At 71.3% G+C, this 18,642-nt stretch carries 14 protein-coding genes; 7 read left to right on the top strand and 7 right to left on the bottom strand.

The features are described from left to right. Positions 1-4: 4 nt before the first annotated feature. Both ACFWWR_RS03035 and mmuM read right to left on the bottom strand, forming a co-directional pair. Positions 5-1,060: a LacI family DNA-binding transcriptional regulator gene (locus ACFWWR_RS03035; protein WP_384301652.1), complete on the bottom strand. Its 1,056-nt coding sequence runs from the start codon at positions 1,058-1,060 to the stop codon at positions 5-7. 168 nt (positions 1,061-1,228) lie between these two features. Further along, positions 1,229-2,155: a homocysteine S-methyltransferase gene (gene mmuM, locus ACFWWR_RS03030; RefSeq protein ID WP_383857057.1), complete on the bottom strand. Its 927-nt coding sequence runs from the start codon at positions 2,153-2,155 to the stop codon at positions 1,229-1,231. A gap of 125 nt (positions 2,156-2,280) precedes the next feature. On the opposite strand from mmuM, the gene ACFWWR_RS03025 reads away from it, so the two are divergent. Next, on the top strand, positions 2,281-3,663 hold the full coding sequence (locus ACFWWR_RS03025; RefSeq protein ID WP_383857055.1) for an amino acid permease: 1,383 nt from the start codon (positions 2,281-2,283) through the stop codon (positions 3,661-3,663). A gap of 9 nt (positions 3,664-3,672) precedes the next feature. Continuing rightward, entirely contained in the window at positions 3,673-4,833 is a 1,161-nt protein-coding gene (locus tag ACFWWR_RS03020) for an aminoglycoside phosphotransferase (protein ID WP_384301650.1), read from the top strand. A gap of 128 nt (positions 4,834-4,961) precedes the next feature. On the opposite strand, the gene ACFWWR_RS03015 is transcribed toward ACFWWR_RS03020, so the two are convergent. Next, the gene (locus ACFWWR_RS03015; protein WP_384301646.1) at positions 4,962-7,058 is read right to left on the bottom strand and encodes an autotransporter-associated beta strand repeat-containing protein; all 2,097 of its coding nucleotides are present in this window, start codon (positions 7,056-7,058) and stop codon (positions 4,962-4,964) included. A gap of 181 nt (positions 7,059-7,239) precedes the next feature. On the opposite strand from ACFWWR_RS03015, the gene ACFWWR_RS03010 reads away from it, so the two are divergent. Next, entirely contained in the window at positions 7,240-8,328 is a 1,089-nt protein-coding gene (locus ACFWWR_RS03010) for a family 43 glycosylhydrolase (protein ID WP_383857046.1), read from the top strand. A gap of 1 nt (position 8,329) precedes the next feature. After that, the gene (locus tag ACFWWR_RS03005; RefSeq protein ID WP_384301644.1) at positions 8,330-9,742 is read left to right on the top strand and encodes an RICIN domain-containing protein; all 1,413 of its coding nucleotides are present in this window, start codon (positions 8,330-8,332) and stop codon (positions 9,740-9,742) included. A 12-nt stretch (positions 9,743-9,754) separates the two neighbouring features. Here the strand turns inward: ACFWWR_RS03005 and ACFWWR_RS03000 are convergent, their stop codons facing one another. Next, positions 9,755-11,437, bottom strand: coding sequence for a rhamnogalacturonan lyase B N-terminal domain-containing protein (locus tag ACFWWR_RS03000; protein WP_383857040.1), 1,683 nt, complete (start codon positions 11,435-11,437; stop codon positions 9,755-9,757). 204 nt (positions 11,438-11,641) lie between these two features. Between ACFWWR_RS03000 and ACFWWR_RS02995 the strand changes: the two genes are divergently transcribed. Continuing rightward, entirely contained in the window at positions 11,642-12,685 is a 1,044-nt protein-coding gene (locus ACFWWR_RS02995) for a rhamnogalacturonan acetylesterase (protein ID WP_384301641.1), read from the top strand. Positions 12,686-12,774: 89 nt separating this feature from the next. Further along, on the top strand, positions 12,775-14,478 hold the full coding sequence (locus tag ACFWWR_RS02990; RefSeq protein ID WP_383857034.1) for a DUF2264 domain-containing protein: 1,704 nt from the start codon (positions 12,775-12,777) through the stop codon (positions 14,476-14,478). Positions 14,479-14,855: 377 nt separating this feature from the next. Here the strand turns inward: ACFWWR_RS02990 and ACFWWR_RS02985 are convergent, their stop codons facing one another. Further along, positions 14,856-16,244 (bottom strand): hypothetical protein, encoded by a 1,389-nt coding sequence (locus ACFWWR_RS02985; protein ID WP_384301637.1) that lies wholly within the window; start codon positions 16,242-16,244, stop codon positions 14,856-14,858. 109 nt (positions 16,245-16,353) lie between these two features. Between ACFWWR_RS02985 and ACFWWR_RS02980 the strand changes: the two genes are divergently transcribed. Next, the gene (locus ACFWWR_RS02980; protein ID WP_384301634.1) at positions 16,354-17,157 is read left to right on the top strand and encodes an isocitrate lyase/phosphoenolpyruvate mutase family protein; all 804 of its coding nucleotides are present in this window, start codon (positions 16,354-16,356) and stop codon (positions 17,155-17,157) included. On the opposite strand, the gene ACFWWR_RS02975 is transcribed toward ACFWWR_RS02980, so the two are convergent. Together ACFWWR_RS02975 and ACFWWR_RS02970 are read right to left on the bottom strand one after the other, a co-directional pair. Then, positions 17,117-17,917: an alpha/beta fold hydrolase gene (locus ACFWWR_RS02975; protein WP_384301630.1), complete on the bottom strand. Its 801-nt coding sequence runs from the start codon at positions 17,915-17,917 to the stop codon at positions 17,117-17,119. The genes ACFWWR_RS02980 and ACFWWR_RS02975 overlap by 41 nt on opposite strands. Beyond that, entirely contained in the window at positions 17,910-18,494 is a 585-nt protein-coding gene (locus tag ACFWWR_RS02970) for a TetR/AcrR family transcriptional regulator (protein WP_384301626.1), read from the bottom strand. Before ACFWWR_RS02970 ends, ACFWWR_RS02975 begins: the two co-directional genes overlap by 8 nt. Positions 18,495-18,642 lie beyond the last annotated feature (148 nt).

Genomic DNA, 18,642 nt, shown 5'->3' with positions numbered 1-18,642 from the left:
CGCCTCAGGAACCGGTTGCCCTCACCGAGTCGCGCATCACCACATGCGTGCCGAGGAGCAGATGCTCGTCCGGGGTCCCGGCGGTGCGGCCCAGGACCGTGCGCACGGCGAGGCGGCCCAGTTCCTCGTAGGGGACGTGGACCGTCGTCAGCGCGGGGTGCAGGTCGCGGGCGAAGGGGATGTCGTCGTAGCCGGCCAGCGAGATGTCGCCCGGCACGTCCAGGCCCGCCTCGTGCAGCGCGGTCAGCGCACCGGCGGCGACCATGTCGGTGGCGGCGACCACGGCCGTGAAGTCCAGCCCGTCCTTCAGGGCCTCGCGCATCAGCCGGTGGCCCGCGTCCCGGGTGAAGTCGCCGTGCAGCAGCAGTGCCGGGTCGGGTTCCACGCCGCGGGCGCGGTGGGCGGCCAGATAGCCGCGCTCGCGGCCCTGCGCGGTGGTGTGGTCCGGCTTGCCGCCGAGGAACAGCACGCGCCGGTGGCCCTGGGCGAGGACGTGCGCGACCAGGGCGTAGGCGCCGCCCTCGTTGTCGTACTCGATGACCGTGACCGGGGCTCCGGGGCCGAGCGGCGGGCGGCCGCACAGCACCAGGCGGGAGCCGGCCGACGCCAGCGAGTCGGCCATGCGGCGGGTGCGCGCGCGGTACTCGGCGGTGTCGGCGGCGCCGCCCACCAGGATCACGGCGGCGGCCCGCTGGGCCCGCATCATCTCGACGAACTCCAGCTCGTGCCGGACGTCGCCCTCCGTGCTGCACACCACGCACAGATGTCCGAGCCGGGTGGCCTCACGCTCCACGCCGTGCGCCATCAGCGCGAACGACGGTCCGGTGATGTCCTCCAGGACGAACGCCAGCGTGGGCGTACCGACGCCCGCAACCGCCTTGGCGCGCGCGTCGGCGACATAGTCCAGTTCACGGACCGCCCGCATCACGCGCGTCCGCGTCGCCGCGCTCACCGGGTACTCCCCGCCGAGCACCCGCGACACGGTCGAGGCGGACACCCCCGCACGAGTCGCCACGTCCCGGATCGTGCTCCGCCCCGCGTCCTCGCTCTTCCTGGTCATCCCTGCCTCGTCCCTCTCCCGGGCGCGCCGCCCACCCCGCGGGAACAGCGGCAACATGGATGGAAACCGGTTCCCGATGCGGAGGCTAGCAGTGGTGGGGGAGGGGGACGAGGGGAAACGACAGGACTGGGCTCACGCCTCGTCAGCGACTCACACTTCCTCGCCGGCTCACGCCTTCGTCAGCGTCCGCGCGAGGGAGGCGATCGCCTGCGGCCCCACCCGGCAGCACCCGCCGATCAGCCGGGCTCCGGATTCCCGCCAGCCCCGCACCTCCTCGGGCGCGAACGAGGAGCGGCCGGTCCACGCGCGGGCCTCGGCGTCCCAGGCCTCGCCGCTGTTGGGGTAGACGACGACCGGCTTGCCGGTGACGCGGGCGGCGGTCTCGACGGCGTTGTCGACGTCCTCGGGGACGCAGCAGTTCACGCCGACGGCGATGACCTCGTCCGCGTCGGCGGCCACGGCGAAGGCCTCGTCGAGGGGCTGGCCGGCGCGGGTGCGGTCGCCCGCGACGCTGTACGACAGCCAGGCCGGCACCCCCAGTCCGCGTACCGCCCGCAGCAGCGCCTCGGCCTCCTCGGCGTCGGGCACCGTCTCCAGGGCGAGGACGTCCGGACCCGCGGCGGCCAGCACCTCCAGGCGGGGCCGGTGGAAGGCCTCGAGCTCGGCCACGCTGAGCCCGTACCGGCCGCGGTACTCGGAGCCGTCGGCGAGCATCGCGCCGTACGGCCCGACCGAGGCCGCCACCCACAGCGGCCGGGTGACACCCTTGGCCCGCGCCTGCGCCGCCGCGTCGCGGCCCAGTTGGACGCTCAGGCCGAGGAGTTCGGCTGCCCGCTCCCGCTCGATCCCCCGCTTCGCGAAGCCCGCGAAGGTCGCCTGGTAGCTGGAGGTGATCGCCACGTCCGCGCCCGCCAGGAAGTACGCGAGGTGTGCCTCGGCGATCGCCTCGGGGCGTTCCGCGAGCAGCCGCGCCGACCACAGTTCGTCGCTCAGGTCGTGCCCGGCGGACTCGAGCTGGTTGGACATACCGCCGTCGAGGACGACCGTCCCGGCGGCGAGGGCTGCGGAAAGAGAGGAAGGCGTGTCGCTGGTCATGCCACGACGCTAGTCGACGGGGCCGCGGGACAGCCGCATGTGTCCGGTACATGAACAGATTGCCCAGCATGTGGAATGCCGGGTTACGATCACGCCCTCCCCGTCCCCTTCCCCAGGGATCCGCCATGACCGCCCCCAGCCCCAGCGAGACCACCGAGCCGGAACCGGCCGAACCGGCCGGCGCCACCCCGCGCCGCCGCACCTTCGGCCCGGCCGCCGCCACCGCCCTCGTCATGGGCAACATCATCGGCGGCGGCATCTTCGCGCTGCCCGCCACCGTGGCCCCGTACGGCGGTGTCAGCCTGCTCGCCTTCGTGGTCCTGTCGGTCGGCGCGGTGCTGCTCGCCCTGCTCTTCGGCAAGCTGGCCCGGCGCAGCCCGGTCACCGGCGGTCTGTACGTCTACCCGCGTGACGCCTTCGGGCCCTTCGCGGGCTTCCTGTCGGCATGGTCGTACTGGACGATGTGCTGGGTCAGCATCGCCGCTCTCGCGGTCGCGGTCGTCGGCTACGTCGACGTCCTGATACCCCTGCACGGCAACCACACCCTCGAAGCGCTGGTCGCGCTCGCGGCGCTGTGGCTGCCGGCCGCCGCGAACTTCGCCGGCACCCGCTGGGTCGGCGCGGTCCAGGTCGTCTCCACCATCCTGAAGTTCGTGCCGCTGCTGCTCGTCGCCACGGTCGGCCTCTTCTTCGTCGACACCGACAACTACGGTCCGTTCAACGCCTCCGGCGAGAGCGTCTCCGGCGCGCTGGCCGCCTCCGCCGCGCTGCTTCTCTACAGCTTCCTCGGCGTCGAGTCGGCCGCCGTCAGCGCGGGCGAGGTACGCGACCCGGAGCGCAACGTCGGCCGTGCGAGCGTCCTCGGCACTCTCGGCTCCGCCCTCGTCTACATCCTCGGCATCGTCGCCGTCTTCGGTCTCGTCCCGCACGACAAGCTGGTCGACTCCGGGGCCCCCTTCGCCGACGCCGTGAACTCGATGACCGGCGGCACCTGGGGCGGCACCGCGATCGCCCTGGTCGCCGTCGCCTCGATCACCGGCTGCCTCAACGGCTGGATCCTGATGGCCGCGCAGATGCCGTACGCCGCCGCCCGCGACGGTCTCTTCCCGGCGCCCTTCGCCAAGGTCGGCAAGGGCGGGGTGCCCGGATTCGGCGTCTGGGCCTGCGTGGTCCTCGGCACGCTCCTCATCGGCCTCAACTACACGGCGGGCCCGGACACCACGTTCCGCGTCCTCGTCCTGATCACCACCTTCACCGGCTGCGTGCCCTACCTGCTGTCCGCCGCCGCGCAGCTGTACTGGCTGGCCAAGGGCACCCGCGAACAGGTCCGCCCGGCCGGCCTGGTCCGCGACCTGATCGTCGCCGCCCTCTCCTTCGCCTTCGCGTTCTGGCTGATCGCGGGCGCCGGCTACGCGGCCGTCTACCAGGGCGTGCTGTTCCTCTTCGCGGGCATCCCCGTGTACGTGTGGCTGCGTGGACGCCGGGAGACGACCGAGGTGGCCGCCTAACCTTGGGACATGCCTGAGCCCGATGCCGTGGATGCCGATGCCGTGGACGCCGAAGTCGCCGATGCCGAGGCCGTGTACGAGGAAGCTCAGCAGGTGCTCGGCCCCTTCACCGGGCCGGCCTTCCTGGCCTCCCTCACCCACAACGCGAAGAACGGCGTCACCGGCGGCGTCTGGAACGTCAGTGCCGGTGACCGCACGGCGATCCTGAAGGTCCTCACCCGCTCCAAGGGGGCCACCGGGCGCTGGGCGGCCTCGGACGACCCCCGGCACTGGAACTACTGGCGGCGCGAGGCCGACGTCTACACCTCCGGGCTCGCCCAGGCCTGGCAGCCGTACGGCATCCGCGCACCCCGGCTGCTGGCCCGCGTGGAACGGGCCGACGGCGACATCGCGCTCTGGCTGGAGCGGGTGCGGGGCCAACCGGCCACGCGCTGGAAGGTCGCCCGCCACCTCGAACACGCCCGTCGACTGGGCGCCGCCCAGGGAGCCGTCGGCGAGGCCGAAGACCAGCCGTGGCTCTCGCACCGCTTCCTGCGCCAGTACGTCGGCAGCAACACCCTCGGCCAGGAACTCCTCGACGACGACGAGGCCTGGCAACAGCCCTTGGTCCGCGACCACTTCCCCGAGGGCCTGCGCCGTGACATGGTGCGGCTGCACCACGACCGCGAGTGGTTCCTCGATGTCATGGAGTCCCTGCCGCGCGCCTTCAGTCACCTCGACCTGTGGCCCGCCAACACCTGTGCAGACGGCCCCCGCAGCGCGGTGTTCGACTGGGCGTTCGCCGGTGACGGAGCCCTGGGGGAGGACCTCGGCAACTACCTCCCCGACACCGTCTTCGACCTGTTCGTCCCGGCCGCCCGCCTCCCCAAGTACGCGGCGAGGGCCTACGAGGCGTATCTGCGCGGCCTGCGCGACAGCGGCTGGAAGGGCGACGAGAACCTGGTACGGCTCGCGGTCTGCGCCTCCGCCGTCAAGTACGACTGGCTCACCGCGCTCATGCTGGCCCGTGCGGGCGAGGAACAGGTGGCCTACGGCGGCGACCGCCCAGTGGACGCCGAACACCGTTACCGAGAGCGCGGCTCGACCCTCGCGTTCCTGGCGGAGTGGGCGACGGAGGCCCGAACACTGGCTCCCAGGCTGGGCTTCCCGGAGGCCCCGAGCGGCCGCTGACACCCCGGCCGCGCCCCAGCTGCGGGCAGTCGTGCCGCTGGGGCGGCACGGGTGGGCGCAGCGGCACCCCGCAAGCGCGGGTAAGCGACACCACCCGACCCCGGCCCCCGACCCGACGCCGCGCACCGCTACCCATGGGCCGCGTGCCGCCCGCCCTTCTGCCGTCCACGGCGCGCTCGCCGGGCCGTCGGCACCACGAGCCCCAGGAGCAGTCCTACAGCGAGCACGCACGGCCACCAACCGAGCCCGCTGCTCGCAGTGTTCGCGGCACGCGTGTCGGCCGCAACGGCACCGGACGACTCCGTCCCGCGAGCGGCGGACGCCGACGGGCTCACCACATCCGCACCGAGCACGACGTCGTTGCCGTCGCCCCCCTTGTAGCTGATGCGATAGGTCGTGTCGGCGAGCTTCACCTTCGCGCCCTCCTTGAGGCCGGTGAACGCCCCGCGGGTCTTCGCGCGCCCCGCATGCTCCAGCACGGTGATCTCGCGCGCGGGATCGGATCCGGCGGCCGACAGATCGAGGTCCCCGGCGAGCCGCACCGCCCCCGTCACCGTCAACGGCTCGTCCCCCAGAACCAGTTCGCCCTTGGCGCGCTGGGTGTAGTCACCGGAGACGGTGAGGCCGCCCCCGACGACGCCGTCGTTCGTCACGGCTCCCTTCACCGTGCCCTTGCCGGTCAGCGTGGTCGCCACCCGCAGTCCGGACGCCCCGGCGTCCAGCCGCGACCCGGCCGAGGCGAGCCGGATCACCTTGCTGCGTACGAGAGTCGCTCCCGAGCGCAGGGCCAGGGTGCCCTTCTTGACCGTCGTGGCTCCGGTGTAGGTCACGGCGCTGCCCGTCAGGGTCGTCGTGGCGGCCCCCGCCTGCGTGAGCGCACCGCTCCCGCTCAGGTACGCGAGGGAGATCGCGGTCCTGGCGTTGTTGACGACGAGCGAGCCGTCGTTGACCACCCGTCGGCGCTCGGTGCCGGTGAGCAGGGAACCGTCGCCCTGTGCCGAGCCCAGCCGCAGCACCGCCCCCTTCCGCACGGTCGTCGAACCGTCGTAGTACTGCTTCGCCGCGAAGGTGACGTCGTTCCCGCGTGTCCCCGCGATGACGACGTCCCCGGCGCCGGGTGCGGACAGCGTGTCGTGGAACCGGCCGCCGCCGATGGGGGCGCCGAGCGTCACCGGGCCGTTGTAGTCGAAGGTGAGCAGCGAACGGGAGCGGGCGGCGAGGAGGTTGATGTAGACGGTCTCGGCGGTGCCCGGCATGAAGATCTTGTTCGTGGTGCCGTCGCCCCACTGGACGTCGGCACCCTTGATGTTGGTGCCGCGCTTGTTGACGTTCTTCCGCGCGGGTGTCCAGTTCAGGGCGGGGTCGCTGAGCGAGGGGTCGGTGTCGCCGCCCTGGTCCGACCAGCTGTACTGCCCGGTGAGGACGACCTTGCTGCCGGGCCGCGACTGGACGTTGATGTCGCTGCCGTACTCGCGCTGGTAGAAGTCCATGCCCATGGTGACGGTCCGGCCCAGCGGGGTGTCCACGGTCCAGGTGCCCTGGTTGAGGACCTTGCGCACACTCGGCAGTGAGGTCGCGAACTCGGGCCGTCCGGCGTTCACCTGGGTGCCGTTGTCGATCACTCCGGAGAAGGAGTGGGTGCCCGACAGGTCCCAGGTGCCCCAGAGGAACCTCGGCTGGGTGATCAGTCCGGAGCCGCTGATGGTGCCCAGGTTGTAGGCGCTCTTCAGGGACAGCCGCAGGGTGCCGTCGACCCGGATGTTGTCCTGGTTGAGCCGGAACGCCGGGGTGTTGTAGGGGAAGTGGCCGATGAGCCCGGTCGTGCCGCCGGTGCCGTACTGCAGGGTCGCGCCCCGCTGGACAGTGATCGCGGGTGGGTCGGGGTCGGCCACGGTGACGTAGGGGTGGTTGCCGCCGGGTGTCGCCACCTTCTGCCGCTGCCGGGACTTCGGCAGGGTGAAGTCGCTGTCCTTGGTCAGGACCAGGGTCCCGCTGCCGCGCACGGTGAGCGTTCCCTCGCCGCGGAAGACTCCGTCGTACGTCGTCGTCCCCGAGGGCACGGTGACGACCGTGTCGCCGCTGAGCGTGACGTCCCGGTCCGCGAGCACATCGGCGGTGACGTCCCGGGTGCCGGCGGCCGCCGCGGGGGGAGCGGTGGCGAGGAGGGCGGCCACGGCCGCGAGGGCGCCGGCGGCCGCTGCTGTCTTGTGGGTATGGCTGCGCACGGATCGGAGACGGACCGGTACGCCGACCGATAACAGAAAATCGCGCGGCAGAAAGCGCCTGCTCCAGTCTCGTCCAACCCGTTGACCTCTCGGTTGCACACCCTTACCTTTTCGGCGTTCGTAATGACAGATGTCGTTCGGAATTCCGAACATCTCGTACCCCCCGCGAGAGGCAGTTTGCATGAGCCGCGACAACGACCTGCCGGAAGACCCCCACCGCAGACTGCTGCTGAAGGGCGCCCTGGCCGCGGGCGCCCTGGCGGCGGCGGCCCCCGGTGTCGCCCACGCCGCCCCGACCCCGAAAGCAGCCCCGTACGTGAACCCGCTCGTCCGCAACCGCGCCGACCCGCACATCCACCGTCACTCCGACGGCCACTACTACTTCACGGCGACCGCGCCCGAGTACGACCGGATCATCCTGCGCCGCTCCCGCACGCTGAACGGTCTCGCGACCGCCGCCGAGTCCGTGATCTGGACCAGGCACACGACCGGCGACATGGGTGCGCACATCTGGGCGCCGGAGATCCACCGCATCGGCGGCAAGTGGTACATCTACTTCGCCGCGGCACCCGCCGAGCGCGTCTGGGACATCCGCATCTGGGTGCTGGAGAACGCCCACCGCGACCCCTTCAAGGGGACGTGGACCGAGCGCGGCCAGATCAAGACCGCCTGGGAGACCTTCTCCCTCGACGCCACCACCTTCACCCACCGGGGCAGCCGCTACCTCGCCTGGGCGCAGCACGAGCCCGACATGGCCAACAACACCGCCCTGTGGCTGTCGAAGATGGCGAACCCGTGGACCTTGACGGGGCCTCAGGTCCGCCTCTCCACCCCGGAGTACGACTGGGAGTGCATCGGCTACAAGGTCAACGAGGGCCCGTCGGTCATCGTCCGCAACGGCCGCCTCTTCATGACGTACTCCGCCGCCGCCACCGACTTCAACTACTGCATGGGTCTGCTGACCGCCGACGCGCACAGCGACCTGATGAACCCCGCGAGCTGGTCCAAGTCGCCGACCCCGGTCTTCACGAGCAACGACACGACCAAGCAGTACGGGCCCGGCCACAACTGCTTCACCGTCGCCGAGGACGGCCGCAGTGACGTCCTCGTCTACCACGCCCGCCAGTACAAGGAGATCGTCGGCGACCCGCTGAACGATCCCAACCGCCACACCCGCGTCCAGAAGCTCGGCTGGAAGGCCGACGGCACCCCCGACTTCGGCATCCCCGTGGCCGACACGGCCGCCGCGACCGTCAAGGAGAGTGCGTGAGATGAGACGTGCCTACGCTGCTCTGTTCGCCCTCTGCCTCGCGCTGCTCGGCGCCCTGGCCACCGCCGGACCCGCCCAGGCCGCACCCCAGACCATCACCAACGGCACCCAGTTCACGGACACGTCGGGCAACCCCGTGCACGCCCACGGCGGCGGGGTCCTCAAGGTCGGCTCCTACTACTACTGGTTCGGCGAGAACCGCAACGCCGACAACACCTTCCGGTACGTGGACGCCTACCGCTCCACCGACCTGAAGAACTGGGAGTTCCGCAACCACGTCCTGACCGAGGCGACCGACCCCGAGCTGGCCACCGCCAACATCGAGCGGCCCAAGGTCATGTACAACGCGTCCACCGGCAAGTTCGTGATGTGGATGCACAAGGAGAACGGCACCGACTACAGCGAGGCCCGCGCCGCTGTCGCCGTCTCCGACACCGTCGACGGCAACTACGCCTGGCGGGGCAGCTTCCGCCCGCTCGGCCAGCACATGTCCCGTGACATCACGGTCTTCGTGGACACCGACGGCGCCGGCTACATGATCTCCGCCGCGCGCGAGAACTACGACCTGCAGATCTACCGGCTCACCGCCGACTACACCGGCATCGCGAGCCTGGTCGCCGACCCCTGGCACGGCGGGCACCGCGAGGCACCGGCCCTGTTCAAGCGGGGCAACGTCTACTTCATGCTGACCTCGGGCGCGACCGGCTGGAACCCCAACCAGCAGCAGTACGCGACCGCGACCAGCATCGCCGGACCCTGGTCGGCGATGACCAACGTCGGCGACTCGACGACGTACGGCTCGCAGACCGCGTTCGTCCTGCCCGTGCAGGGCACCTCGGGCACCTCGTACCTCTACCTGGGCGACCGCTGGGGCAACGCCTTCGGCGGGACCGTCAACGACTCCCGGTACGTGTGGCTGCCGCTGAGCTTCCCCAGCTCGACCTCGATGTCCATGTCCTGGTCTCCGGAGGTCACCGTCGACACGGCCGCCGGCACGGTCAGCGGCACGAGCGCCACGTACAACACGCTGATCGCCCGGCACTCGTCCAGGTGTGCCGACGTGACGAGCCAGTCGCTGTGGCAGGGCGCCCAGATCAAGCAGTACGACTGCAACGGCGGCAACAACCAGAAGTACTGGTTCAAGCCCCTCTCCGGCGGCTACTACCAGTTGATGGTCAGGAGCAGTTCCCTGTGCGTGCAGGAGAACGCGAGCACGGTCACGCAGGAGAACTGCAACGCCTCCGCGACCAGCCAGCAGTGGTCGCTGACCACCAGCGGCTCCTACGTCACCATCAAGGCCCGCACGAGCGGCGAGTGCCTGGACGTGAACGGCGCGTCCACCGCCAACTCCGCCGCGGTGATCACGTACACCTGCAACGGAGCGACCAACCAGCAGTGGACGCGCGGAACATGATGCTCTGTCAGGTCAGGTCAGCAGGTCGATCGCGTCGATCGCCGTGCCCGCACTGAGATAGGCCGTGTTCCCCGAACCGCTCGCCACGTAGATCTTCAGCGTGTTGTACGCGCTGGTGTCCGTCAGCCAGGCGGACGCCGGCACGCTGTAGGTGAACGTGTTGTTGTTGCCCCGGTACGAGCCCACGGTCAGCGACCGTGTGCTCGGCTGGGTGGGCGGCGAGGGGACGGCCGAGGTCCAGGTGTCGTTGATGACGACCTGCGGGCGGCCGTTCGCGTAGGCCGTCGTCACACCGATGCGCAGGGTGTGCGCGGCGGCGGCCTGGGCGGCCGTCAGCTTGAAGTAGACGATGATGCCGCTGTTGACGTCCTTCCACAGGTAGCAGGGGAAGGCCGAGGTCTCGGTGCCGCTGCCGATGACGACGTTGCCGGTCCAGGAGGAGGCGCGGACGTCGGACGGATGGGCGTACGTCATCAGGTCGGCGTTCTTGAAGCCGCTGGGCGTGCCGTTCCAGTCGTTGATGCGCCAGATCGCGCTCGCGTTGCTCGGGTCGTTCGAGGACGGGATCGCGATGGAGTTGAGGGCGGTCGTCCCGCCTGCGCTGACGCTCACCGAAGCGGTGTAGACGGCGAGTTCACCCTTGAAGACGGTCAGGGTGTACGTCCCCGGAAGGACACCGCCGATGGAGAAGTAGCCGTCCGAGGACCGGGCCGAACCCCAGTACTGGGCGGCGGAGTTGGCGAGCCCGACCGTGTAGGCGTACGACGTGTTCCGCCCGGTGATGCCGACGCCGGTGACCTTGCCCCGGCCGCCCGAGGCGACGTACCCGGAGATGCCGAGCGAGTCCGCCCACGACGTGGTGAGGGTGCCCGGGTACAGCGAGGAGGAGGGGGCGCCGCCGTCCGTGAAGGCGATGACGTACGGGCCTTGGAGGCCGAAGCGCTGGGCCTCCGTCTGGTTCTCGCCGTAGTACAGGATCTCGTACAGGCCGCCGCCGTCCGCGCTCTGGTGGCGCAGGAGGGAGCGGTAGAACGGGCCGCCGGAGGCCTTCTCGTGGTTGGAGCGCACGATGTACAGGCCGACGCTGCCGGTGGTCCAGCCGACGTAGTTGTAGTCGATGACCCGGGACTTCGTGTAGTGCTTCGAGCGGGTCTGGCCGTCGGACTTCGCGAAGACGTCCGAGGCCTCGATGGTGGTGGGCGCGTACGTGTAGGAGTCGGACTCGTCGTTGAGGAACTTGCCCCCGTTGACGCGCAGGATGTAGCGGGTCGCGCTGACCGACGTGTCGGCCTTGTTGGTCCACAGGTAGACGTTGTTCTCGCCGCTGCGGGCCGCGTAGTAGTGCTTCAGCGTGCCGTACGTGACCGAGATCAGGATCGTCGTACCGGACTGCTTGATGCTCACGGTGGAGGTGCCGAGGCCGGACTCGATGTGCGAGTTCTTGCCGCCGTAACCCTGGTACTCCACGCCGCGGTAGACCAATGAGGTCAGGTCGCCGTTGGTCTTGCTGACCTTGAAGACCAGGTTGGCGCCGGTGTCGACGACGTAGCTCGTTCCGTCGTCGGTGTAGCCGAAGGCCGCGGCGGACGCGTTCTGGGCGAGCGGGCCGGCGAGGGCGGCCGTTCCGGCGGCGGCCGCGGCGGAGAGGACGAAGGTGCGGCGTCGGACCGGTCTGTCGTTCGCGGTTCCGGACATGGGGGGTGCCTCCTTCGGGAGGTGTGGGGGTGCGGGTGATGGTTGGCAGAGTGACAGTTGAATCGATTTCGCGAAAGGGCTTTCGCCGCTGCCGAGTTGGCGATTATGTGAAAACGATCCAGGGACTAGAAAGCGCTTGCCAGGAGCGGTACGGTCCAGCCGCCAGGCCTTGTCGCCCTGTCGCAGGACCGTCGGAGGAGCCGTATGAGACGTTTCAACCTCGCCGTGCTGGCGGCGCTGACCCTGAGCGCCGGAACGATCGCCGTACCCGCCCAGGCGCACGGCGGTCAGCGCCCCCTGGGCATCGACAACTGCACCGCCACCGCCTGCCACTTCGACCTCCCGCCCGGCACCTACGACGTGAAGGTCGTCCTCGGCGGCGACGCCGGGTCGAGCACGAGCGTCGCCGGCGAGACCCGCCGCTCCCTGCTCCCCGAGACCGCCGTCGCGGCCGGCGAGCGGGTCGCCCGCAGCTTCACCGTGAACGTCCGCACCCCCGAGGGCGAGCCGACCGGGCCCGAGGGCACCCCCGGCCTGGACCTCGTGCTGGGCGGCACGGCGCCCGCGCTCGCCGACATCAAGGTCACCTCCGCCCGGCACGTCCGCCAGATCTTCCTGGTCGGCGACTCCACGGTCTGCGACCAGCCCGGCGACCCGTACTCCGGCTGGGGCCAGCAACTGCCCCAGTACCTCCGCAAGGGCGTGTCCGTCGCCAACTACGCCGATTCCGGCGAGAGTACGGTGACGTATCTGGGGAACCCCCAGTTGTGGGCCACCGTCCAGCCGCAGATCCGCCGCGGTGACCTGGTCCTGATCCAGCTCGCCCACAACGACAAGACGACCGACGAGGCGACCTACCGGGCGAACCTGGAGACCCTGGTGGCGGGCGTGCGGGAGCAGGGCGGGAAGCCGGTCCTCGTCACCCCGATCGTGCGCCGCTGGTTCAACTCCGACGGCACCCTGAACAACGGCACCGCACTCCTGGTCAACGGCCTCGGCGTGAACCATCCTGAGGTCGTCCGCTCGGTCGCCGCCGCCGAGGGTGCCGCCCTGATCGACCTGACGGCGAAGACGAAGGCGGTCGTGGAGTCGCTGGGAGTCGAGGGCTCCAAGGCGCTGTACCTCTACAACGAGAAACGGGACAACACGCACACCTCCGCCCACGGCGCGACCGTGTACGCGGAACTGGTCCGTGACGAACTCGTCGCCCAGCATCTGGTGCCCAAGGGCCTGGTGCGGGTGTCATAGACCCCTGGGGCGCTCCGACCGGAACCGGGGCGCCCCAGGCTTCGGCCGATCCCGGTGTCGAGCAAGTACATCCCGCACGAAAGAGACCCATGCAGCTGCCTCCCGACGACCGCACCCTCAGCCCGCTCACCGGCTGCACCCGCGCCCACTGGGAGGCGGCCGCCGACGCCCTCCTCGCGGCCGTCGAGCCGTACGCCAGCGACGACCGCGCCCTCTACCACTTCCCCGGCGACCACCAGAGCTGGTCGGGACGGCTCTCCGACGGCCTGGAGGGCTACGCCCGTACGCTGCTCCTGGCGGCCTTCCGCCGCGACGAGACCGCCCTCGAACGCTACGCCGACGGACTCGCCGCGGGCGTGTCGGGTGTCTGGCCCCGCATCGAGGACCGCGGCCAGCCACTGGTCGAGGCCGCGTCGATCGCCCTCGCGCTCAGGCTGACCCGGCCGCTGCTGTGGGACCGCCTCGACGAGGGCGTGCGTCAGCGGGCGGCCGTCTGGCTCGGCGACGCGCTCACCGCCGAGGCCTGGCCCTGCAACTGGGAGCTGTTCCCCGTCACGGTCGGCGGCTTCCTGCAGGAGATCGGCCACGAGGCCGACGCGTCCCGCAAGGCGATCGACAACGGCCTGGAACGCATCGAGCAGTGGTACGTCCGCGACGGCTGGTACACCGACGGCGACGGCCGCAAGTTCGACTACTACAACGGCTGGGCCATGCACCTCTACCCGGTGCTGCACGCCTATCTCGCGGACGACGAGCGGCTGCTCGACCTCTACGGCGGCCGCCTGGAACGCCACCTCGCCGACTACGCCCGCCTGTTCGGCGGCGACGGCGCCCCGATGCACCAGGGCCGCTCCCTGACGTACCGCTTCGCGACGACCGCCCCGCTGTGGCTCGGCGCGATGACCGGCCGCACACCGCTGGCACCGGGGGAGACGCGGCGGCTGGCCTCCGGCGCGCTGAAGTACTTCCTGGACCGGGACGCGGTCGACTCGCGCGGCCTGCTCACCCTCGGCTGGCACGGGCCCGACCCGGCTGTCCTGCAGGGCTATTCGGGCCCCGCCTCCCCGTACTGGGCGAGCAAGGGTTTCCTCGGCCTCCTCCTGCCGCCGGACCATGCGGTGTGGACCGCCGCCGAGGAACCGGGCCCGGCCGAGCGTTCCGACGCCGTGACGTCTGTCGCCGCACCCAACTGGCTCCTGCAGTCCACGAGTTCGGACGGGCTCGTCCGCCTCCACAACCACGGCAGCGAGGACGTCCGCTACGACCCGTACTACACGCGCCTCGCGTACTCCACGGTGACGACGCCTTCACCGTCGTACGACAACAGCGTGATCGTCGGCGACGATCCGAGCCGTACCGGGATCGAGCCCCTGGGCCTCGGCGACGGCTGGGTGGCCTCGCGGCACACGGCGGGCGGGGGTGCGCGGGTGACCAGCGTGGTGCTCGCGCGCGGGGCGGTGGAAGTGCGCGTCCATGCGGTGTCGGGCGCGGAGCCGGGTACGGCGGTACGGGTCACCGGGTGGGCGGCGGCGGACGGTGTGCGGGCGGAACTGGTGCCTGTCGTCGGCCTCGACGACGACCTCGCGGGTGTCACGGGCGACGGCGACACGCTCTTCGTCGCGCTGGCCCGTCTCACTGCCGAGCCGGACCCGGTGCCGCTGGCGGAGACGGTGAGCGTGCGGGCGGACGAGGTACGGGAGTTTACGGTCCGCTGGAGCGAGGGACCCGAGGTGCGGGTGCGGTGGGACTCGGGAGTGGTCGTAGAAGCGGGGGAGCCCCGTCGGGCAGGATGAGCCCCGTGGCGGGTGCGGAGGACGAGTTGTCCGACCGGTTGCGGCGGGCCGGGCTGGAGATCGCCGGTGCCCGGCGGAGCGAGGAGCCGCCTGGGCGTCTCTGTTTCGAGGCCCGGCGCCGGGCGAGAAGCTGCTGGACGCGTGGGCACGCGGGCTCGCGCTCAACGCGGCCACCCCGGACGACGTACGCGCCCGACTGCTGCACAGATCCCCGTACGCCCTGTACAGCCCCACGCCGCCGCCCTCCACCCCCGTCTGCCTGCCCACGTGCTGATCCGGCTGTTGCGGGAGACCGGCACCGCGGTGGTGGCCGCCCGGAATCCGGCGCTGCCCGTGGAGGTCATGTGCTGGATTCCGGGCGGATGCGTCAGCCGCTCTCAGGGCTTGAGACGAGCGATCCGCAGACTGGTCGAGGTGGGGGGCGCCCCGGTGAGCGCACTCGCGTACGAGGGCGTGACTGGCGCGTACGCCCAGGTCAGCGTGCCGTCCTTCTGTACGGCGATGTCACCCGTCAGCCGCGCCGCGACGACCTTGTCCGCGCTCTGGAACTTCCCGTTCCAGTCGATGAGCCGCAGATGCGTGCCCGCGAAGGTACCCGTGCAGGTGCCGCTCGCGCACTTGGCGTTCTTCAGCGCCTCCCAGGACAACAGCAGACGGTCCTTGCCGTACGGGGCGAGGCGCACGTTGACGTGTTCGGTGCCCGGCGTCTCGGACAGACGGATCGCCTTGCCGGCCGGGGTGTTGCGGTTCTTCAGGAAGGCGACGGTCACCTGGTGCGCGCCGGTCTTCGGCTTGACCGTCCAGCCGCGGCCGCTCGCGTCGTCCGGGTTCTTCGCGGCGGAGGCGGCGCCGCGCGAGGCGAAGGCGGTGGCGTAACGGCCGGTGGACGACTTCACGAGGTCACCGGTACGGCCCGCGAACGTGCCGCCGCAGTAACCCGCCCAGCACTGCTCGCGCTGCACGACAGGGGCGTTGTCCGGGGCGCCGATCCCCGTCGAGACGAACAGCCCCGAACGCCAGTCGTCGAAGCAGAGTGAGGTGAAGGCACCGGTCTTCTCCGGGTGCAGGGCGATGCCCTCGTTGTGGCTGCACCCCCAGCTCCAACCACCGCTGAGCTTGGCGCCCTTGGCGCTGACGTACGACAGCTTGTCGCCGAAGTGCCCGTCGGCGGCGCCGCCCGCGCCGTGCACGACGAAGTACGCGCCGTACTTGGTGCCGTTCCAGGTGAGCTGGCCGTCGAGGAGCGGGGCGGTGTCGTGGGTGGTGGTGGAGGTGAGCTTGGTGCGGAAGGTCTGCTTGGCGCCCGTGTAGCGGACGACGGCCGCCGCCGTCTCCTTCCACTTGTTGGTGTCGGCGACGCGGGTGAGGAGTGCGAAACCGTCGTTGTGCGCGACCAGACCGCCCACCTCCTTGGCGCCCTTCACCACCGTGTCCGCGCCCGAGCGCTTTCCGGCGGCCGTCAGCGGGGTGACGTGGATGCCGTCCGAGGCGGGCCAGGCGACGCGCAGGGTGCCGTTCGGCGCCGCCGCGGTCGCCGTCCGCGTCCACTCCCGGGTGTTGTTGTAACCGGCGGACAGATAGGGGAACTTGGCCGGCAGGCTCACGGTCGTGCTGGTCACGGCGAGCGTCGGGGCGGCGGTCGTGGCGGCACCGGCCACGGCGTACCAGGCACCGACGAACGCACCGGCCGCGACGAGTCCGGCGAGGACGGGCTTGCGGGCGGCGCGGACCCGGCGGTGGCCGGCGGGGCGTCTTGCAGATGTCATGACCGGGAGTCGCCGCCGGACGATCGAAGGTTGCCGTGACCTTGTACGAGGGTGAGTCTCCGGAACACTTCGGCCGGCACCGAACCGAGCCGCGCCTACCGTGGCGGACATGACCGCCTTCGCCGACCTCCACCACCGCCCCGAGGAGCCCTTGCTCCTTCCCAATGCCTGGGACCACGCCTCCGCGACGGCTCTGGCCGGACAGGGCTTCCGAGCGATCGGCACGACGAGCCTCGCCGTCGCCGCGGCCGTAGGTCTGCCCGACGGATCACCGGCCACCCGCGAGCACACCCTCCGGCTCGCCCTGACCCTGGGCAAGAAACCCTTCCTGCTCTCCGTCGACGCGGCGGACGGCTTCAGCGACGACCCGGAGCGGGTGGCGGAACTGGCGCGCGAGCTGTCCGTGGTCGGGGCGGCCGGCATCAACCTGGAGGACGGCCTGGGCCCGGTCACCCTGCACGCGCGGAAGATCGCCGCGGTGAAGTCCGCGGCCCCGGACCTCTTCGTGAACGCCCGCACCGACACGTACTGGCTGGGCGACGGCGACCTGTCCGAGACGTCGGCCCGTCTCGACGCCTACCAACAGGCGGGTGCCGACGGCGTGTTCGTCCCCGGCCTGACCGATCCGGTCCACATCGCCGCCCTGGTGAAGCGGCTGGCCGTCCCCCTCAACATCCTCTACTCACCCACCGGCCCGACCGTCCCCCACCTCACCGACCTCGGCGTACGGCGCGTCAGCCTCGGCTCGCTGCTCTACCGGCGAGCCCTGGGCGCGGCGCTGGAGACGCTGGCGGACATCCGGGCGGGCCGTTCACCGCAGGGCACGGCGCCGTCGTACGCCGAGGTCGAGGGATGGGCGCGGCGGAGCGGGATCAGCGGGACTCCCGCGCGACCGGAAGCAAAGTCGCCATGAGCCGTTCGGCGAACGCGACGGGATGCTCCACGGCACCGAGGTGCCCACCGGGGAACTCGACGAGGTCGCTCCCGGTCCGATCGGCGACGAACTCGGCGGTGCGGTGGAGGAGTTGACCGCGCGAGTCGGCACCGGCGGCGAGGGTGAGACGTGAGGTCAGGGCTGTCAGGTCGGGAGTGTACGAGGAGAACGGCACCAGGACATGGGCGAGGAACACGGCCATCGGCCGGCCCAACTCCTCATCACGGGACAGGGGCCGCCCCGGGGGAAGCTCACCTGCCTCCCGCCCCGCCAGCCCGGCGCCGAGCCGTGCGCCGGCGGCCTGGAGCCCCGCCGCGCGATAGGTGTCGTACACCCTCCGGAACACGGCCCGCTGCCGCTCCCCGTCCGGCAGCACTCCCACGCACGGCGGCTCGTGCGCGACGACGTGCCGCAGCCGCCGCGGATGCCGGGCGAGCAGGTCGAGGGCCGCGATGCCGCCCGAGCTGGTGCCGAGGACGTACGCGAAATCCCCATCGGGCAGCGTCCGCTGGAGCACGCGGTACGCCCCCTCGCTCCACTCCTCCACCCGCTGGTCGTGGACGGGTGGGCCGAGGCGGCCGTGGGCGAGGCCGAGCGGGTCGTACGTGACGACCGTGAAGTGCTCGGCGAGCACGTCCGTCATCGGCTCCAGCCCCATGGGATGGCCGGCGCCGCCGGGGATGACGAGAAGGACGGGCCCCTCGCCACGAACGTCGTAGTGGAGTGGTGGCTCAGCCATCGCTCTTCTCCTCGCGGGGCCAGTGTTCGAGCGCGATGTGCAGGGCGTCGATCGCCCTGTCCCACGAGGCCTGCACGGCACGGGGGTGCCCGAAGCCGCCGGCGGACTCCAGGGCGCAGTAGCCGTGGAAGGTGGCCCGCAGCAGCCGTACGGCGTCGGTGAGGTCGGGTTCGTCGAGACCGTAGGCGCGGAGCATGCCGTACGTGATCTCGGCGGTGCGGAGCATGGCGGCGGAGTCGGTGACGAGGGCCGGATCGACCCGGATCTGCGTGGCGGCGTACCGGCCCGGGTGCTGGAGGGCGTACTCCCGGTAGGCCCCGGCGAAGGCGGCCAGCGCGTCCTTCCCCGACCGCCCCGCCACGGCGGCGGCGATCCGGTCGATCATCTCGCCGCCGGCGAGGAGGGCGACACGGGTGCGCAGGTCCTGCAGATTCCTGACGTGCGAGTACAGGCTCGCGTCCTTGACGCCGAAGTGCCGGGCCAGGGCGGAGAGCGTGACGTGCTCGAAACCGGCCTCGTCGGCCAGGTCGGCGGCGGCCGCGGTGACGCGGTCGGGGGTGAGGCCGGCTCGGGGCATCGGGTACGTACCTCCGCTGTGGCTAGGGCAACTAGCTTATAGCCTAGTCACCCTAGCTTTCCGGGCGAGCGGCGAACCGTACCCCTGCTTCACCGACTCGCGCGGCGCCCGGCGGACCGCGATGCCGAGCCCGAGGCCCGGCTGACCC

Source organism: Streptomyces sp. NPDC058678, from assembly GCF_042714835.1.
GTDB lineage: Bacteria > Actinomycetota > Actinomycetes > Streptomycetales > Streptomycetaceae > Streptomyces.
This window is presented reverse-complemented; position numbering and strand designations above follow the sequence as displayed.

Coding starts and splice junctions, on each gene's coding strand:
- ACFWWR_RS02990 (WP_383857034.1), top strand. CDS start 12,775: ATGCAGCTGCCTCCCGACGACCGCACCCTCAGCCCGCTCACCGGCTGC.
- ACFWWR_RS02985 (WP_384301637.1), bottom strand. CDS start 16,244: ATGACATCTGCAAGACGCCCCGCCGGCCACCGCCGGGTCCGCGCCGCC.
- ACFWWR_RS03025 (WP_383857055.1), top strand. CDS start 2,281: ATGACCGCCCCCAGCCCCAGCGAGACCACCGAGCCGGAACCGGCCGAA.
- ACFWWR_RS03020 (WP_384301650.1), top strand. CDS start 3,673: ATGCCTGAGCCCGATGCCGTGGATGCCGATGCCGTGGACGCCGAAGTC.
- ACFWWR_RS02970 (WP_384301626.1), bottom strand. CDS start 18,494: ATGCCCCGAGCCGGCCTCACCCCCGACCGCGTCACCGCGGCCGCCGCC.
- ACFWWR_RS03000 (WP_383857040.1), bottom strand. CDS start 11,437: ATGTCCGGAACCGCGAACGACAGACCGGTCCGACGCCGCACCTTCGTC.
- ACFWWR_RS03010 (WP_383857046.1), top strand. CDS start 7,240: ATGAGCCGCGACAACGACCTGCCGGAAGACCCCCACCGCAGACTGCTG.
- ACFWWR_RS03005 (WP_384301644.1), top strand. CDS start 8,330: ATGAGACGTGCCTACGCTGCTCTGTTCGCCCTCTGCCTCGCGCTGCTC.
- ACFWWR_RS02980 (WP_384301634.1), top strand. CDS start 16,354: ATGACCGCCTTCGCCGACCTCCACCACCGCCCCGAGGAGCCCTTGCTC.
- ACFWWR_RS02995 (WP_384301641.1), top strand. CDS start 11,642: ATGAGACGTTTCAACCTCGCCGTGCTGGCGGCGCTGACCCTGAGCGCC.
- ACFWWR_RS03035 (WP_384301652.1), bottom strand. CDS start 1,060: ATGACCAGGAAGAGCGAGGACGCGGGGCGGAGCACGATCCGGGACGTG.
- mmuM (WP_383857057.1), bottom strand. CDS start 2,155: ATGACCAGCGACACGCCTTCCTCTCTTTCCGCAGCCCTCGCCGCCGGG.
- ACFWWR_RS02975 (WP_384301630.1), bottom strand. CDS start 17,917: ATGGCTGAGCCACCACTCCACTACGACGTTCGTGGCGAGGGGCCCGTC.